Raw genomic sequence first — 17,729 nt, forward strand, 5'->3', positions numbered from 1 at the left:
GGCTCCTCACCGTTCGTCATCGTCGGGGCTGCCGGTGGCGCCGGCTTCGTCGGGGCCGCCCAGCGCGGCTTCGAGTTCGCTCAGCACCAGGTCCTCCACCAGGTCCGCCAGGGCGGCCACGGTGCGGGAGACCAGCACGTCGCGGGGGGTGAGCGTGACGCCGAAGGCGTCGTTGGCCCGGGAGGCGATCAGCAGGGCCCGCATCGAGTCGCCGCCCAGCCGGAAGAAGTCGTCGGTGGCACCGACGGCGGTGTGCAGGGTGTCGGCCCAGATCTCCGCCACGGCCTCCTCGGTGGGGGTGCGGGGTTCGACCCGTCCGGCCGGTTCGGCCTCCTCCGGTCCGGGGGCGGGCAGCGCCGCGCGGTCGGTCTTGCCGCTCGCGGTGAGCGGGAAGCGCTCCAGCACGGCGAAGGCCGAGGGGACCATCGGGCCGGGCAGCGAGCGGGCGGCCAGCGCGCGCAGTTCGGCGCCGGTCGGCGGTTCGGCGCCGGGGGCGGCCAGCAGGTGGGCGACCAGCCGGGGCAGCCCGGGCTCGTCCTCCCTGATGCTCACCACCGCGTCCAGCACGGCCGGGTGGCGGGCCAGTACGGCCTCCACCTCGCCCGCCTCGATCCGGTGGCCGCGCAGCTTGAGCTGGTGGTCGGTGCGGCCCAGGTAGTGGAGTTCGCCGTGGCGGTCGCGGCGCACCAGGTCGCCGGTGCGGTACATCCGGGTGCCGGGTGGGCCGTACGGGTCGGCGGTGAACCGGGCGGCGGTCAGTCCCGGCCGGCCGAGGTAGCCGCGGGCCAGGGCGGGGCCGCTCAGCCACAGCTCGCCGGGGACGCCGTCGGGCACCGGGCGCAGCCGGGCGTCCAGGACGCGGGCGCCGGTGCCGGGCAGCGGGCGGCCGATCGGCGGGGCGGCGCCGTCCGCGGTCAGCGGCGCGGACCAGGTGGCGACCACGGTGGCCTCGGTGGGGCCGTAGGAGTTGACCATCCGGTGGTGCGGGGCCCAGCGGGCGACCAGGTCGGGCCCGCAGGCCTCGGCGCCGACGATCAGCGTCTTCAGCGCGGGCAGGGTGCCCGGGGTGCCGGCCGGCAGGGTGGCGAGGGCGGCGGGCGGCAGCAGGGTGTGGGTGATCCGCTGGGCCGCGAGCAGTCCGGCGAGCTGTTCGCCGAGCAGCGGCCCCGGTTCGGGCACCACCAGCCGGGCGCCGTGCGGGAGGGCCAGGCACAGTTCCAGCACCGAGGCGTCGAAGCTGGGGGTGGCGAAGGCCAGTACCCGGTCCCCCGGGGCCACCCCGTAGTGCGCGGCCTCGGCGGCGGCGAAGGCGGCGAGGCCGCGGTGGGTGACGACGACGCCCTTGGGGGTGCCGGTGGAGCCGGAGGTGAAGATGACGTACGCCGGGTCGTCGAGGTCGAGCGGGCGGCCGCGGTCGGCGTCGGTGGGCCGGTGGCCGGGGGCGCCGTCCGGGTCGGCGGCGAGCAGTTCGGCGACCTCCTTGGCGTCCAGGGTCAGCGCGGGGGCCGCGTCGCGCAGCATCGCCCCGATCCGTTCCTCGGGGTAGTGCGGGTCGACGGGCAGGAAGGCGGCGCCGGTCTTCGCCACCGCCAGTTCGGCGAGCACCGTGTCGGCCGAGCGGGGCAGCAGCAGGGCGACGATCCCGCCCGGGCCGGCGCCGCGGGCGATCAGCCGGTGGGCGAGCCGGTTGGCGTGCTCCTCGGCCTCGGCGAAGGTCAGCTCCAGGCCGGCGGCGCTGAGCGCGACGGCCCGCGGCCACCGGTCGGCGGCTGCCTCGACCAGGGCGGGCAGGGTCGCCGGGGGCACCGGGGCGAGTGCCGGGCGGGCCGGGCCGTGCAGCAGCCGTTCGCGTTCGCCGGGCGGCAGCAGGTCGAGCCGGTCCAGCGGGGTGCCGCCGTCGGAGGCGGCCAGCGCGGACAGGGTGTGCAGCAGCCGGTCGGCCAGCCGCTCGGCGGTCTCCCGGTCGAGGTGGCGCGGGTCGTGGCCGAGTTCCACGGCGAGCCGCTCGCCGGGCGAGACGACCAGGGTGAGCGGGTAGTTGGTGGCCTCCCTGGCGTCCAGGTCGCGCACCAGCAGGCCGTGCGCGCCGGCCGTGGCGTCGCCGACCGGGTAGTTCTCGAAGACCACCAGGCTGTCGAACAGCTCGGTGCCGGGCGGCACCCGGCTCAGCCCGTGCATCCGCGCCAGCGGCAGGTGGTCGAAGCGGCGGTCCTCGGCCTGCTCCTCCTGGAGGGTGCGCAGCCAGTCGGCGCAGGGCCGCGCGCCGTCGACGGTGACCCGGGCGGGCAGGGTGGTGATGAACAGGCCGACGATGCCGTCGGAGCCGGCCAGGTCGGCGGGGCGGCCGGAGACGGTGGTGCCGAAGCAGACCCGCCGTTCCCCGCTCCAGCGCGACAGCAGCAGCGCCCAGGCGCCCTGGACGACGGTGTTGAGGGTGAGGCGGTGGCGGCGGGCGAACTCCTGGAGCCGCTCGGTCCGCGCCTCGTCGAGCCGGTAGGAGAGCCAGTCCCCGGAGCGGGCGGTGTCGCCCGGGGCGGGCCGGCGGTCGTAGGGCAGCGGGGTGGGGGCGGCGAGGTCGGCCAGCACGCCGCGCCAGTGCGAGACGGCGGCGCCGGTGTCGCGGGCGGCGAGCCAGCCGACGTAGTCCGCGTAGGGGCGGCGTTCGGGCAGGGCGGGCCGTTCGCCGCGGGCGAGGGCGGCGTGGGCGGCGAGGACGTCCGCGAGGACGTGGAAGACGCTCCAGCCGTCCAGCAGGACGTGGTGGAACTCCCACACCACCCGGACGGCGTCGGGGCCGAGCCGGATCAGGTCGAGCCGCAGCAGCGGGGCGCGGTCCAGGGCGAGCGGGCGGGTGCGCCGGTCGGCGAGCAGTTCCTCCAGCCGGCCCTGCCGCTGCTCGGCGGTCAGGGCGCTCCAGTCGTGCTCGGTGACCGGGAGCACCGCCTGCCGGTGGACGACCTGGAGCGGCACCGGAACGCCGCGCAGGACGACGGAGGTGCGCAGCACCGGGGTGCGGTCGACGACGTGCTGCCAGGCGGCGGCCAGCAGGCCGGGGTCGCGGGCGCCGTCCAGGACGAAGGTGATCTGTTCGACGTACAGGCCGTGTTCGGCCTCGTCCAGGCCGTGCACCACCATGCCGGTCTGGGTGGGGGTGAGCGGCTGGATCTCCGTCACCTCCCGTCCGGTGCCGGCCAGCCGGTCGACGGCGGCCTGGTCGAGGCCGGCCAGCGGGAAGTCCGAGGGGGTGCGTCCGCCGGCGCCGGGTCCGGCGCAGTGGCGGACGATCTCCCGCAGCTCGTCCAGCAGTTCGGCGGCGAGCCGGGCGACCGTCCCGCTGTGGTGCACCCGGCGGGAGTAGGACCAGGTGAAGGAGAGCCGGCCCTCGGTGACCTGCCCGAGCACGTCCAGCAGGTGGGGGCGGCGGGCGGTGCGGTCCATGCCGCCGGTGAGCGGGCCCGCCGGGGCGTGCAGCAGGCCGCCGGGGGTGGCGGTCCAGTCCTGCCGGCCCAGGTAGTTGAAGCCGATCCGCGGGAGCGTGAGGCCGGGTGCCGGGCTGAGGTGGCGCAGCGCGCCGTGGCCGAGGCCGCCGCCGGGGACGGCGCGCAGGCTCTCCTTGACGGCCTTCAGGGCGGTGCCGGTGTCGGCGTCCTCGGGCACCTCCAGGGCGACGGGGTACATGGTGGTGAACCAGCCGACGGTGCGGGACAGGTCGACGCCGTCGAACGGTTCCTCGCGGCCGTGGCCCTCCAGGGTGACCAGCACCCGGCGCCGTCCGGTCCAGCGGGCCAGGACCCGGCCGAGGGCGCAGAGCAGCACGTCGTTGACGCGGGTGCGGTAGGCCTCCGGGACGTCCTGGAGCAGCCGGCGGGTGTCCTCGGTGCCGAGGGCGAAGGTCAGCGACTCCTCGGTGGCGGCCGTGTTCGCGCCGTCCAGGTCGGTGGGCAGCCCGCCGTCCGGGCCGATGTCCTGCGTGTCGTCCACCAGGCTCTGCCAGTACGGGAGTTCCTCGTCGAAGCCGCCGGCCGCGGTGTGGGCGGCGAGCCGTTCGGCCCAGGCCGGGAAGGAGGTGCTCCGGACGCCGAGGTCGGGCCGTTCGCCGGCGCTCACAGCGCGGTGGGCGCGCTCCAGGTCCTCCAGCAGGATCCGCCAGGACACGGCGTCGACCACCAGGTGGTGCGCGGCCAGCAACAGCACCGGGCGCGGCTCGCCGGCGAAGCGGCAGAGCGCGGCACGCAGCAGTGGTCCGGCGGCCAGGTCGAAGTCCTCGGCGAGCCGTTCGCCGAGATCGCGCAGGACGGCCTCCCGGTCCTCTCCTTCGGCCGCCTGGTGGACGTGCAGTTCGGGGGCCTGGCCGGGTTCGGTGCCGTGCTGGCGCCACCGGCCTCCGGCGAGCGGTTCGTAGCGCAGCCGCAGGGCGTCGTGGTGGTCCAGGACGGCGGCCAGGGCGGCCCGGAGCGGGCCCTCCTCGGTGCCGGGCGCGAGGGTGAAGGAGACGGACTGGGTGAGCCGGGCGGGGTCGCCGTCGAGGGTGTCCAGCAGCCAGTGCTGGACGGGGGTGAGCGGGGCGTCGCCGGTCACGGCGCGCTGGTCGGCGGCGGGCCCGGGGCGGGGCGCCCGTTCGGCGGCGCGGGCGAGTTCGGCCAGGGTCTGGTGGGCGAACAGGTCCCTGGGGGTCAGCGCGAGGCCGGCCCGGCGGGCCGCCGAGACGACCTGGATGCCGAGGATGGAGTCCCCGCCGAGGGTGAAGTAGTTGTCGTCGGCGCCGACGTCGGGCACGCCGAGCACCTCGCGCCAGATCGCGGCGAGGGCGCGCTCGGTGTCGGTGCGCGGCGGCCGGTCGTTCCCGGTGCTCCCGATGTTCCCGGTGCCCCCGGCGGCCGGGGCGGGGACGGGCAGGGCGCGCCGGTCGAGCTTGCCGGTGGCGCCGAGCGGCAGCCGCTCCAGCGGCACCACCAGGGCGGGCACCAGGTGGTCGGGGAGGGAGCGGCCGAGGAAGGCGCGCCACTCGGCCGGGTCGGGCAGGGCCCCGTCGCGCGGCACGGCGTAGCCGACCAGCCGCTTGTGGCCGTCCTGGTCGACCACCCGGGCGGCCGCCGCGGCGACCCGCGGGTGGCGGGCCAGCGCGGCCTCGACCTCGCCGAGTTCGATCCGGAAGCCGCGCACCTTGACCTGGTCGTCGGCGCGCCCGAGGTAGCCGAGTGCGCCGTCGGCGTTCCAGCGCACCCGGTCGCCGGTGCGGTACATCCGGCTGCCGGGCGGGCCGTACGGGTCGGGCAGGAAGCGTCCCGCGGTCAGTCCGGGGCGGCGCAGGTAGCCGCGGGCCACGCCGGTGCCGGCCAGGTACAGCTCCCCCGGCGCGCCGACGGGCACCGGGCGCAGCCGCTCGTCGAGGACGTAGGCCCTGGCGCCGCCGGCCGGGCGGCCGATCGGCGGGTCGCGGTCCGGGTCGCCGGGGTCGCAGGTGTGGGCGGTGGCGTAGACGGTGGCCTCGGTGGGGCCGTAGACGTTCAGCACCCGGCAGCCGGGGACGGCCTCGCGGACCCGGCGCACGGTGCGGGCGGGCAGTCCTTCGCCGGCCAGCACCACGGTGTCGGCCGCGAGGTGCACGGCGCCGTCGGCGAGCAGTCCGCCGAGCGCGGAGGGCACCGCGCTCAGCAGGCCGGCCCGCCAGGGGCCGGGGCGCTCCGCGAGGGCCAGCAGGTCGCGCAGGAGTTCCACCCGGCCGCCGGAGAGCAGCGGCGCGAAGATCTCGAACACCGACACGTCGAAGTTGAGCGAGGTGGCGGCGACCACGTGCTCCAGGCCGCGGCCGGCGAACTCGGCGGCGGCCCAGTCGGTCAGCGCGAGCACCGAGGCGTGGGCGACCACCACGCCCTTGGGGCGGCCGGTCGAGCCCGAGGTGTGGATGACGTACGCGGGGTGCTCGGGCCGCAGGGCTCCGCGCCGCTCCCCGTCCCGTACGGCGTCGGTGCGGGCGGCGGCCAGCCGGTCCCGGCAGGCCGGGTCGTCCAGGACGATCCGGGTGTACGGCCCGTCGGGCAGCCGCCCTTCGGTCGCCGCGGCGGTGACGACGGCGTCGGGCCGGACGTCCTCGAAGAGGTAGGCGATCCGCTCGGCCGGGTAGCCGGGGTCGACCGGCAGGTATCCGGCACCGCTCTTGAGCACCGCGAGCAGGGCCACGGCCAGGTCGACGGTGCGGGGCAGGGCGAGCGCGACGAACCGCTCGGGGCCGGCCCCGGCCTCGATCAGCAGCCGGGCCAGCCGGTTGGAGCGCTCGTCGAGTTCCCGGTAGGTCAGCATTTCGTCGCCGGAGTGCACCGTCGGGGCCTCGGGGGTGCGGGCGGCCTGCCGGGCGAAGGCCTCGGGCAGGGTGCCGGCGGGCGCCCGGCGCACCGGGCCGCCGAGGCGGTCCAGGAGTGCGCGCCCCTCGGCCGGGTCCAGCAGCGGCAGTTCGGCCGCCGGCCGGTCGAGACCGGCCGCCATCCCGGCGAGCAGGGTGCGCAGGCTCGCCCCGAGCCCTTCGACGGTGGCGGCGTCGAAGGCGGCCGGGTCGTGGTCGAGGCTGACCTCGATGGAGTCGCCGGGCGCGACCACCACGCTGAGCGGGTAGCTGGTCGGCTCCAGCACGTGCTCGGTCTCCACGCCGAGGCCGTGCCTGGTCAGCGAGCCGGCGTCGAAGGGGTAGTTCTCGAAGACCACGATGCTGTCGAACAGGGCGGTGCCGCCGGGCAGTTCGCTCCAGCCCTGGAGCTGGGCCAGCGAGACGGCGTCGTGCCGCCTGGCCTCGGACTGGGCGTCCTGGACCTCGCGCAGCCAGTCCAGCAGCGGGCGCCGCCCGTCGATCCGCACCCGGGTCGGCAGCGCGTTGATGAACAGCCCCACCATCGAGGTGACGCCGGGGAGTTCGGCGGGCCGGCCGGAGACGATGGTGCCGAACACCACGTCGTCCCCGCCGCCGTAGCGGGAGAGCAGCAGCGCCCAGGCGCCCTGGAGCACGGTGTTGACGGTCAGCCCGGCCTGCCGGGCGGTGGTGCGCAGCCGCTCGGAGAGCCCGGGGTCGAGGGCGACCCGCACCGAGGCCGAGGAGGAGGCGCGGTGGGCGCCGTCCTGGCGGCGGTCCCTGGGCAGTTCGGTGGGGGCGGGGAAGCCGGCCAGGGTGTCCCGCCAGTACTGCTCGACCCGGGCCCGGTCCTGGCCGGCCAGCCAGCGCAGGTAGTCGGCGTAGGGGGCGCGCTCGACCGGTTCGGGCGCGCGGCCCGCGGTGAGGGCGGCGTAGCGCTCGCACACCTCGTCGAAGACCTGGGCGGCGCTCCAGCCGTCCAGCAGCACGTGGTGGAAGGTCCACACCACCCGTACCCGGTCCGGCGCCAGCCGGATCAGGGCCAGCCGCAGCAGCGGTGCGCCGGTGAGGTCGAGCCCGGCCGCCCGGTCCTCGGCGAGCAGCCGGGCGGTGTCCCGCTCGGCCTGCCTGGCCGGGCGCCCGGTCCAGTCGTGGTGGGTCACCGGGACGACGGCGCGGTGCTGGACGACCTGGAGCGGTTCGGCGCCGTCCTGCCAGCTGAGCCGGGTGCGCAGGACGGGGTTGGCGTCGGCGGTCTGCTGCCACGCCTCGGCCAGCGCGTGCGGGTCGGTGACCCCGGTGAGCACCAGCTGGACCTGGTTGACGTAGGTGTCGCCGTCCGGGTCGAGCAGGCTGTGGAAGAGCATGCCGGCCTGCATCGGCGTCAGCGGGTAGACGTCGGCGACCGTCCGGCCGTCCCCGGCGATCCGGTCCACCGCCGCCTGGTCGAGGCGGGCGAGCGGGAAGTCGGCGGGGGTGCGGCCGCCGGCGCCGGGCTCGGCGCAGTGGGCGACGATCTCCTCCAGCGCGCGCAGCATGGCCCGGGCGAGCCCGGCGACGGTCTCCGGGCGGTGCCGGCCGGCGCTGTGGTACCAGCCGATCTCCAGCCGGCCGTCCTCGATCCGGGCGACCACGTCCAGCAGGTGCGGGCGCTCGGTGCCGGGGGCCTCCGCGCCGCCGAGGCCGCCGGGGACGGCGCGGACCAGGGCGGCGCCGTCGGCGGACCAGTCGAAGCGGCCCAGGTAGTTGAAGCTGATGGCGGGGGCGGGCAGGGCGGCGAGCGCCTCGTCCCGGGCGAGGTGGCGCAGCGCGCCGTAGCCGAGGCCGCGGTCCGGCACCGCGCGCAGCTGTTCCTTGACGGCCTTCAGGGCGGTGCCCCAGTCCCCCGCGGGGACGTCGAGGGCGACGGGGTACAGCGAGGTGAACCAGCCGGCCGTCCGGGACAGGTCGAGGTCCTCGAAGAGCCGGTCCTCGCGGCCGTGTCCCTCCAGCCCGACGGCGACGGTGCCGCGCCCGGTCCAGTCGGCGAGCACCCGGCCGAGCGCGGTGAGCAGCACGTCGTCGATCCGGGTGCGGTAGACGGCGGGGACCTCGCGCAGCAGGGCGTCGGTGCGTTCGCGGTCCAGCCGGACGGTGACCTCGCGCAGGTCGGCGGCGGTGTTGCCGCCGTCGCCGTCCACCGGCAGCGGCTCGGCACAGGCCCGGGCGGCCGCCAGCCAGTGGGCGCGCTGCCCGGCGAAGCCGCCGGCGGCGGTGTGCCCGGCCAGCCGGCGGGCCCACTCCCGGACGGAGGTGGTGCGGGCGGGCAGTCGCAGCGGGCGGCCCTCGACGGCCTGCCGGTAGGCGGTCTCCAGGTCCTCCAGCAGCACCCGCCAGGAGACGCCGTCGACGGCGAGGTGGTGGACGGCCAGCAGCAGCCGGTCGGGGCGGGCGCCGTCGTCGCCCGCCGCCGGGGAGCCGACCAGCAGCCGGGCGGTGAACAGCGGGCCGTCGGCCAGCCGGAAGGAGCGGTGGGCGGCTTCGGTCACCGCCTCTTCGAGGGCTCCGTCGTGGACCTCCAGCAGCTCGGGCGCGGCCTCGTCGGCGGGGACGCAGTACTGCTGCCACGCGCCGTCCGGGGTACGGACGAACCGGGAGCGCAGCGCGTCGTGGTGGGCCCACAGGGCGGCCAGCGCGCGGCGCAGCGCCTGCGGGTCGACGGCGCCGGGGGCCTCCACCACCAGGGACTGGTCGAAGTGCCCGGCGTACGGCGGGTTCGGGTCGAGGAACCAGTGCTGGATCGGCGTCAGGCCGACCTCGCCGCTGACCGGTTCGGTGCCGGCCACGGTGACGGCGCTGCCGGCGGCCGCGGCCAGGGCGGCGACGGTGGGGTGCCGGAAGAGGTCGCGCGGGGAGAGCGCGAGTCCGGCGGCGCGGGCCCGGGAGACGACCTGGATGCTGAGGATGGAGTCGCCGCCGAGCAGGAAGAAGTCGTCGTCCAGCCCGACCCGTCCGACGCCGAGCAGCTCCGCCCAGATCGCGGCGAGCAGGCGCTCGGCCCCGGTGCCGGGGGCGCGGTGCGGCCGGTCGCCGCCCGCCCGTTGCGGGTCGGGGGCGGGCAGCCGGCGGCGGTCCACCTTGCCGTTGGCGGTGAGCGGGAGCCGGGGCAGGGTGACGTACGCCGCGGGCACCATGTAGTCGGGCAGGCCGGCGGCCAGGTGGGCGCGCAGGTCGGCGGCGGTGGGCGGCTCGGCGCCCTCGGCGGGCACCAGGTGGGCGACGAGGAGCTTGCGTCCGGCCTCCTGGTGCAGTGAGACCACGGCCTCGGCGACGGCCGGGTGGGCGGTGAGCCCGGCCTCGATCTCGGCGGGTTCGATCCGGAAGCCGCGGATCTTGATCTGGTCGTCCGCGCGGCCGACGAAGTGCAGTTCGCCGTCCTCGCTCCACCGGACGGTGTCGCCGGTGCGGTACATCCGGGTGCCGGGCGGGCCGAAGGGGTCGGCCCGGTAGCGGGCGGCGGTCTCGCCGGGGCGGCCCGCGTAGCCCCGGGCGAGCCCGGCCCCGGCGATGTACAACTCCCCGGTGATGCCCGGTGGTTGGGGCTGGAGCGCACCGTCCAGGACGTACACCCTGGTGTTGTCCAGCGGGCGGCCGATCGGCAGCACGGCGGGCAGCACGTCGCCGGGCAGGAAGGCCCTGCGGGTGGCGAAGGTGGTGGTCTCGGTGGGGCCGTAGCCGTCGACCACGGTGAGGCCGGGGCAGGCCTCCAGGACCCTGCGGACGGCCGCGCCGGGCACCGCCTCGCCGCCGGTCCACACCTCGCGGGCGCCGCGCAGGCAGCCCGCGTCCTCCTGGGCGAGCAGCCGGAACAGGCCCGCGGTCAGCCACAGGCAGCGCACGCCCCGCTCGGTGACGGCGTGCCGGACGGCGGCGGCGTCCAGCTCGGCGGGCGGGGCGAGGACGGCGGTGCCGCCGCGCAGCAGCGGCACCCACAGCTCGTAGGTGGCGGCGTCGAAGGCGTGCGGGGAGTGCACCAGCACCCGGTCGTGGCCGGTGAAGGCGCGGTCCAGGGCGAGCGCGGCGACGTCCCGGCGGCGCACCGCGACGCCCTTGGGGGTGCCGGTGGAGCCCGAGGTGAACATCAGGTACTGGACGTTGTCGGGGTGGACGGCCGCCGGGGCCGCCGGGGCCACGACCGGCGGGTGCTCCTCGGGCAGGTCCACCCGCAGCACCCGCCCGGCCGGGCGCAGTCCGGCGGCCGCGCCGGCCCGGTGAGCGTCGGTGAGCAGCAGCTCCGCGCCCGCCTCGGCCAGCATCCGGTGCAGCCGTTCGCGCGGCGCCCGGCCGTCCAGCGGCACGTACACGCCGCCGGTGCGGACCAGCGCCAGCTGGGCGACGACCAGCTCGACGGAGCGTTCCATGAGCACCCCGACCGGCTGCTCGACCCGGACCCCGTGCGCGGCCAGCCGCCCGGCCAGTTCGGCTGCCCTGGCGTCGAGTTCGCGGTACGTCAGGCGCTGCTCCGCGGTCTCCAGGGCGACGGCCTCCGGGGTGCGGAGCACCTGCTCGGCGAACAGCTCGGCGATGTCGGCGGCGGGCTCCGGGGCGTCGGTGGCGTTCCAGTCGGCCAGGACGCGCCGGCGCTCCTCCCCGGTCAGCAGCGGCAGCAGCGCGGGCGGGCGGTGGGCGCCCTCGGGCAGGCCGGTCAGCACCGCGGTGAGCTGCCCGGTCAGCCGCCGCACGGTGGACTCGTCGAACAGCCGCGGGTCGTAGCAGAGCCGCAGGTTCAGCTCGGGGCCCGGGTAGGCCAGCAGGGTGAGCGGGTAGTTGGTGGTCTCGATCCCGTCGAGGTCGCGCAGCCGCAGGCCGTGGGCGTCGGCCGCGTCCTCGTCGACCGGGTAGTTCTCGAACACCACCAGGCTGTCGAACAGGCCGGTCTGCTCGGGCAGTCCGGTGGCGGCGCGCAGGCGGGTGAGCGGGACGAAGCCGTACCTGCGGTCCTCGCTCTGCTCCCGCTGCACCGTCCGCAGCCAGTCGAGCAGGGTGCCCTCGGCGGGCACCGCGGTACGGGTCGGCAGGGTGGTGATGAACAGGCCGGTCATCGTCTCGACCCCGGGCAGCTCGGGCGGCCGCCCGGAGGAGGTGGTGCCGAACACCACCTCGGCGCGGCCGGCCTGGCGGCCCAGCAGCACCGCCCAGGCGCCCTGCACCAGGGTGTTGAGGGTGAGCCCCGAGCCGCGCGCGAGGTCCTCCAGCGCCCTGGTCGCGGCGGCGGGCAGGGTGAACGGCACGGCCCGGGTGGACTCGGCCCGGTGGCTCTGCACCGGCTCGCGGTCGTACGGCAGCGGGGTGGCCTCGGCCAGTCCGGCGAGGCGGCCCCGCCAGTGCCGTTCGGCCTCGGCGTGGTCGCGCCCGGCCAGCCACGCCAGGTAGTCGCGGTAGGGCCGGCGCTCCGGCACGGTGCCGTACGGGATCTCGCCGTCCCGTCCGGCGCGGGCCAGCGCGGCGTGCACCGCGAAGACGTCCGAGAGCACCTGGAACAGGCTCCAGCCGTCCAGGACGAGGTGGTGGAAGGACCACAGCACCCGCACCCGGTCCTCCGGGAGCCGGACCAGCACCAGCCGCTGGAGCGGCGCCTGCCCGAGGTCGAGGCCGCGGGCCCGGTCGCGGTCCAGCAGCCCGGCCGGCCGGTCGCGGCGCTCCTCCTCGGACAGCGCCCGCCAGTCCAGGTGGGTGACCGGCACGGCCACCCGCCGGTGCACCACCAGCACCGGCTCGGGCACCCGCTGCCAGCGGACGTGGGCGCGCAGCACGGCGGTGCGGTCGGTGACCCGCTGCCAGGCCTCGGCCAGCCGCGCCGGGTCGGGCACGCCCTCCAGGACGAAGTCCAGCTGCTGGAAGTAGGCGCCGCTGTCCTCCTCGGCGAGGCCGTGGAAGAGCATGCCGGACTGGGTCGGGGTGAGCGGCAGGACGTCCTCCACCGCGCCCGGGTCGTCGCCGGTGATCAGGTCCACCGCCGGCTGGTCGAGCCCGGCCAGCGGGAAGTCGGACGGGGTGCGCCCGGCCGCGCCGGGGCGGGCCGCGTGGCGGGCCAGGCCGGCCAGCTCCTCGGCGAACCGCCGGGCCAGCGCCTCGACCGTCCCGCTCCGGTGCACGGCGGCGGAGTGGAACCAGGTGAACTCCAGCGCGTCGCCGTCCAGCCGGCCGACCACCTCCAGCGGGTGGGGGCGCTCGACGACCGGGTCGGCGTCCAGCTCCAGCGGCCTGAAGGTGCCGCGGAACAGCCCGTCCGCGTCGTCCGGCAGGGCGATCCGGCCCAGGTAGTTGAAGCTGATCCGGGCGGCCGCCACCTCGGGGGCCGTGCCGGGCCTGCCGAGGTGGCGCAGCGCCTCGAAGCCGAGGCCGCGCCGGGGGACGGCCCGCAGCTGCTCCTTGACCTGCTTGAGGACGGTGTCCCAGCCGGCCTCGGCGGGGACGGCCAGGGCGACCGGGTGGCGGGTGGTGAACCAGCCGACCGTACGGCTGAGGTCGAGCTCGGCGAACAGTTCCTCGCGTCCGTGGCCCTCGACGTCCACCACGACCCGCTCCAGGCCGCTCTCCCCGCACAGCGCGCGGCCGAGGGCGCTCAGCAGCACGTCGTTGACCTGGGTGCGGTAGGTGTCGGGCAGGGTGCGCAGCAGGGCGGCGGTGTCGGCGGCGCTCAGCCGGACGGTGACGGAACGTTCGGTGGCGTAGGTGGCGGGTCCGTCCGGCTCCGCGGGAAACGTTTCCGCGGGCCGGCCGGGGACGGCCCCGGCCCAGTACTCCGTCTCGTCCTCGAAGCCGCCCTCGGCGGCGAAGGCGCTCAGCCGCGCGGCCCACTGCCGCAGCGGCGAGGACTTGGCCGGCAGCGCCGCCGCGCCGTCCCGGCCGTCGCGGCGGGCGCGGTAGGCGGTGTCCAGGTCCTCCAGCAGCACCCGCCAGGAGACCCCGTCGACCACCAGGTGGTGGACGGCCAGGTGCAGCACGGGCGGCCTGCCCCCGGCGCGCTCGTGCAGCACGGCGCGCAGCAGCGGCCCGCCCGCGGCCAGGTCGTACGGGCCGAAGTGCGGGGTGTCGTCGTCGGGGCCGGTGTGCCTGGTCAGGACGGTCCGCGGCGCCGGCTCCTCGATCCGCCAGTGCACGGCGCCGGCGCCGTCCGGGGCGGAGAAGGCCGAGCGCAGCGCGTCGTGGTGGGCGACCAGGTCGTTCAGGGCCGCCTCCAGCGCGGCCCGGTCCAGGTCGCCGGGCAGCAGCAGGGAGAGCGCCTGGGCGAAGTGGCCGGCCCGGCCGCCGGCCCGGTCGAACCACCAGCGCTGGATCGGGGTCAGCGCCGCCTCGCCGGTGGCGGCCACCGGTGCGGGCGCGGCCGGCGCCTCGGCGTCCTCGGCGGCCCTGGCGAGCGCGGCCACCGTCTGGTGCCGGTACAGGTCGCGGGAGGTCACCGGCAGCCCGGCCTGCCGGGAGCGGGCCACCACCTGGATGCCGAGGATGGAGTCGCCGCCGAGGTCGAAGAAGTTGTCGTCGGCGCCGACCCGCTCCAGCCGCAGCACCTCGGCCCAGATGCCGGCCAGCGCGCGTTCGGCGGGGGTGCGGGGGGCGACGTGGCGGACGGCGGGCGCGGCCGGCCCCGGGTCGGGCAGCCTGGCGTGGTCGAGCGTGCCGTCGGGGCCGAGCGGCAGGGCGGGCAGCGGTACCACGACCGCGGGGACCAGGTGGTCGGGCAGGGTCAGGGCGAGGGTGCGGCGCAGCGCCTCGGGCTCGATCGGGCCGCCGGGGACGGGCACCGCGTAGCCGACCAGCCGTCCGGGGCTCCCGGTGAGGACGGCGGCGGCCTCGGCCACCCCGGCGCAGCTCCGCAGCGCCCGCGCCGTCTCCTCCGGGTCGGCCGCCAGGCCGCGGGGCCGCGCCCGCTGTTCGACCCGGCCGAGGTGCTCCAGTTCGCCGTCCGCGGTCCACCGCACCAGCTCCCCGGTGCCGTACATCAGCGACCCCGGCGGACCGTACGGGTCGGCGACCGGCCCCGGCTGCTCCCCGAGGTCGCCGGAGAGGTACAACTCGCCCGGCACACCGTCCGGTTGGTGGCGCAGCGCGCGGTCCAGCACGTACGCCCGGCTCCAGCCGGGCGGCCCGGCCGGGTCGCCGCCGGGGAGGGCGGCGGGCGGCTTCCGGGAGCCGGGCAGCGCGCGCTGCTCCGCCTCGGGGATCAGCGGCAGTTCGGCGAGGGTGCGCTGCGGCCCGTCCGCCATCGCGGCGAGCAGGCGGTGCAGGTGGTCCGCCAGCGCGGTGACGGTCCGCCGGTCGAACAGGTCGGTGTTGTACTCCACCGTCAGCGCGCAGTCGCCCGCCTCGGACGGGGTGAACTCCAGGACCAGGTCGAACCGGGCGGCCGGGCGGGGCAGCGGGTGCTCCGTGAAGCGCAGGCCGCCGGCCGGGGCCGGGGCGGTGGGGGTCTGCTGGACGACCACCACCTGCACCAGCGGGGTCCGGCCGGGGTCGCGGGGCGGGGCCAGCTCCTCGACCACCCGGTCGAAGGGCACCGCGGCGTGGGCGAAGGCGTCCAGCAGGGTGGTCCGCATCTCCGCCACGAACCGGTCGACGGTGGCCCGTTCGTCCACGTCGGCGCGGAGCACCACGGTGTTGACGAAGAAGCCGGTCACCTCCTCCAGTTCCCGGCGCTCCCGCCCGTTGGTGACGGTGCCGAAGGCGACGTCCCGCTGGCCGGAGTGGCGCGAGAGCAGCAGCGCGGACGCCCCGGCGAACAGGGTGAACACGGTGGTGCCGCGGCCCGCGGCGAGGTGGCGCAGCCGGTCCACCAGTTCGGCCGGGAGGTGGTGGCGGTGGGCCGCGCCGCCGCTGGTGCGCTCGGCGGGCCGGGGCCGGTCGGTGGGTATCCGCAGGGTCGGCAGGCCGGCCAGGGCGCGCTTCCAGTAGGCGAGGTCGGCCGTGTGGTCGGTCCGGCGGTGCTGCTCCCAGTGCGCGTAGTCGGGGTACTGGAGCGCGGGGGCGGGCAGCCCGTCGGGTTCGCCGGTGGCCTCCGCCCGGTGGAGCGCGGCCAGTTCGCGGGTGAGGACGCCCACCGACCAGCCGTCGGTGACGATGTGGTGCTGCGCCAGCAGCAGCAGGTGGTCGTCGGCGGTGAGCCGCAGCAGCAGCGCCCGGGCGAGCGGGCCCCCGGTCAGGTCGTAGGGCCGTTGCAGTTCCTCGGTGAGCAGGCGCTCGGCCGCCTCGGCGCGCTCCGCGGCGGGCAGTGCGCCGAGGTCCTCGGTGCGCAGCGGCAGTTCGGCCCGTTCGGCGACGTGCTGCACCGGCTGTCCGTCGACGGTGGGGAAGGTGGTACGCAGCGAGTCGTGCCGGGCGGCGAGGCGGTGCAGGGCCCGGCCGAGGGCCTGGTGGTCGACGGTGCCGTGCAGCCGCAGGGCGACGCCGGTGTGGTACTCGGTGCCGCCGGGGGCGAGGTCGTCCAGGAACCAGAGCCGGAGCTGGGCGCTGGACAGCGGCAGCGGCGCCCCGCGCGGGGCGGGCGGGATCGGTTCGGCGGGCGCGGCGGTGCGGGCACCGTCGAGCAGCGGGGCGAGGGCGGCGACGGTGCGGGCGGTGAAGACGTCCCTGAGGGTGAGCCGGACGCCGAGCCGCTCGCCGGTCCTGGCCAGGGTGCGGGCGGCGAGGACGGAGTCGCCGCCCAGGTCGAAGAAGTCGTCGTCGGCGCCGACCGCGTCGAGGCCGAGGACCTCGGCCCAGATGGCGGCCAGGGCGCGCTCCCGCTCGGTGCGCGGGGCGAGCCGTCCCGCGCTGGGGCGGGCGGCGGGCGCGGGCAGCGCCCGCTGGTCGATCTTGAGCTGCGGGGTGAGCGGGAGTTCGGCCAGCACGACGACGGCGGAGGGCACCAGGTGGGCGGGGAGCCCGGCGGCCAGGGCGGTGCGCAGCTCGGCCGGATCGGGGGCGCGTTCCGGGTCGGCGGGCGTGGCGTAGCCGACCAGCCGGGCGTGGCCGGGCTCGTCCTCGCGGACCACCACCACGGCCTGGTCGACGGCGGGGTGGGCGCGCAGCGCGGCCTCGATCTCGCCCGGCTCGATCCGGAAGCCGCGGACCTTGACCTGCCGGTCGAGCCGGCCGAGGAATTCCAGCTCCCCGGTGGCGTTGCGGCGGGCCCGGTCGCCGGTGCGGTAGAGCCGGGCGCCGGGCGGGCCGAAGGGATCGGCGACGAAGCGGGCGGCGGTCAGGCCCGGGCGGCCGAGGTAGCCGCGGGCGACGCCCTCGCCGCCGAGGTACAGCTCGCCGTCGGTGCCGTCCGGCCGGGGCCGCATGGCCTCGTCGAGCACGTACACCCGGGTGTGCGGCAGGGCTGCGCCGATGCCGGGCGTGCCGGTGCCGGCGGTGAGCGCTCCGGTCCAGGTGGCGACGATGGTGGCCTCGGTCGGGCCGTAGGAGTTGACCATGCGCCGGCCGGGCGCCCAGCGGTCGACCAGCTCGGCGGGGCAGGCCTCGGCCCCGACGATCAGGGTGCGCAGGTGGCGGCCGGCGCCGGCGGGCACGGTGGCCAGGGCGGCGGGCGGGATCAGGGTGTGGGTGATGCGGTGCTCGTCCAGGACGGCGGCGAGTTCCTCGCCGAGCCAGGGGCCGTGCGGGGGGATCACCAGGGTGGCGCCGGTGAGGACGGAGACGAACAGTTCCAGCACGGAGGCGTCGAAGCTGGGCGAGGAGAACTGGAGCACCCGGTCGCCGGGGCCGACCGCGTAGTTCTCGACGGCCGCCGCGGTGAAGCCGCCGATCCCGCGGTGGGTGACGACGACGCCCTTGGGAGCCCCGGTGGAGCCCGAGGTGTAGATCACGTACGCCGGGTGGCCGGTGCCGGCCGGCCGGGGCGGCGCGGCGGCGTCCTCGGGCCCGGCCGCCTCCGGGGCCTCGTCCTGCGGGGCCTCGTTCTCCAGGGCCTCGCGCACCAGCTCCGGGTCGTCCAGGACGAGGGCGGGCCCGGCGTCGGCGAGCATCAGCGCCCGCCGGTCGGCGGGGTAGGCCGGGTCCACGGGCAGGAAGGCGGCGCCCGCCCGGGCGACGGCCAGTTCGGCCGCGATCAGCTCCATCGAGCGCGGCAGGACGAGGGCCACTGTCCGCTCCGGTCCGGCGCCGCGCCGGCGCAGGTCGCGGGCCAGCCGTCCGACCCGTCCGGCCAGCTCGCGGTAGGTCCAGGTGCGCCGGCCGTCGGTCAGCGCGGGTGCGTGCGGGGTGCGGGCCGTCTGGGCGGCGAACAGCTCGTCGAGGGTGCGGTGCTCCGGCGACGCGGGAACCGGGCCGGGGGGTGCGGGGGTGCCGCCGGCCTGCGGCGGAGCGGAGGAGTGCGCGGGCTGGGCAGGCCGGTCGGCCATGGCGGAAGGTCCTTCCGGATGGAGGC

Annotated in this window: 1 protein-coding gene; it reads right to left on the bottom strand. The window is 77.5% G+C overall.

Going from position 1 to position 17,729, the window contains the following annotated elements:
• Nucleotides 1-6: 6 nt before the first annotated feature.
• On the bottom strand, nt 7-17,703 hold the full coding sequence (locus tag ACZ7C5_RS13775; protein WP_470322645.1) for a non-ribosomal peptide synthase/polyketide synthase: 17,697 nt from the start codon (nt 17,701-17,703) through the stop codon (nt 7-9).
• Nucleotides 17,704-17,729 lie beyond the last annotated feature (26 nt).

It is taken from the genome of Kitasatospora sp. NPDC036993, from assembly GCF_055607525.1.

Coding starts and splice junctions, on each gene's coding strand:
- ACZ7C5_RS13775 (WP_470322645.1), bottom strand. CDS start 17,703: ATGGCCGACCGGCCTGCCCAGCCCGCGCACTCCTCCGCTCCGCCGCAG.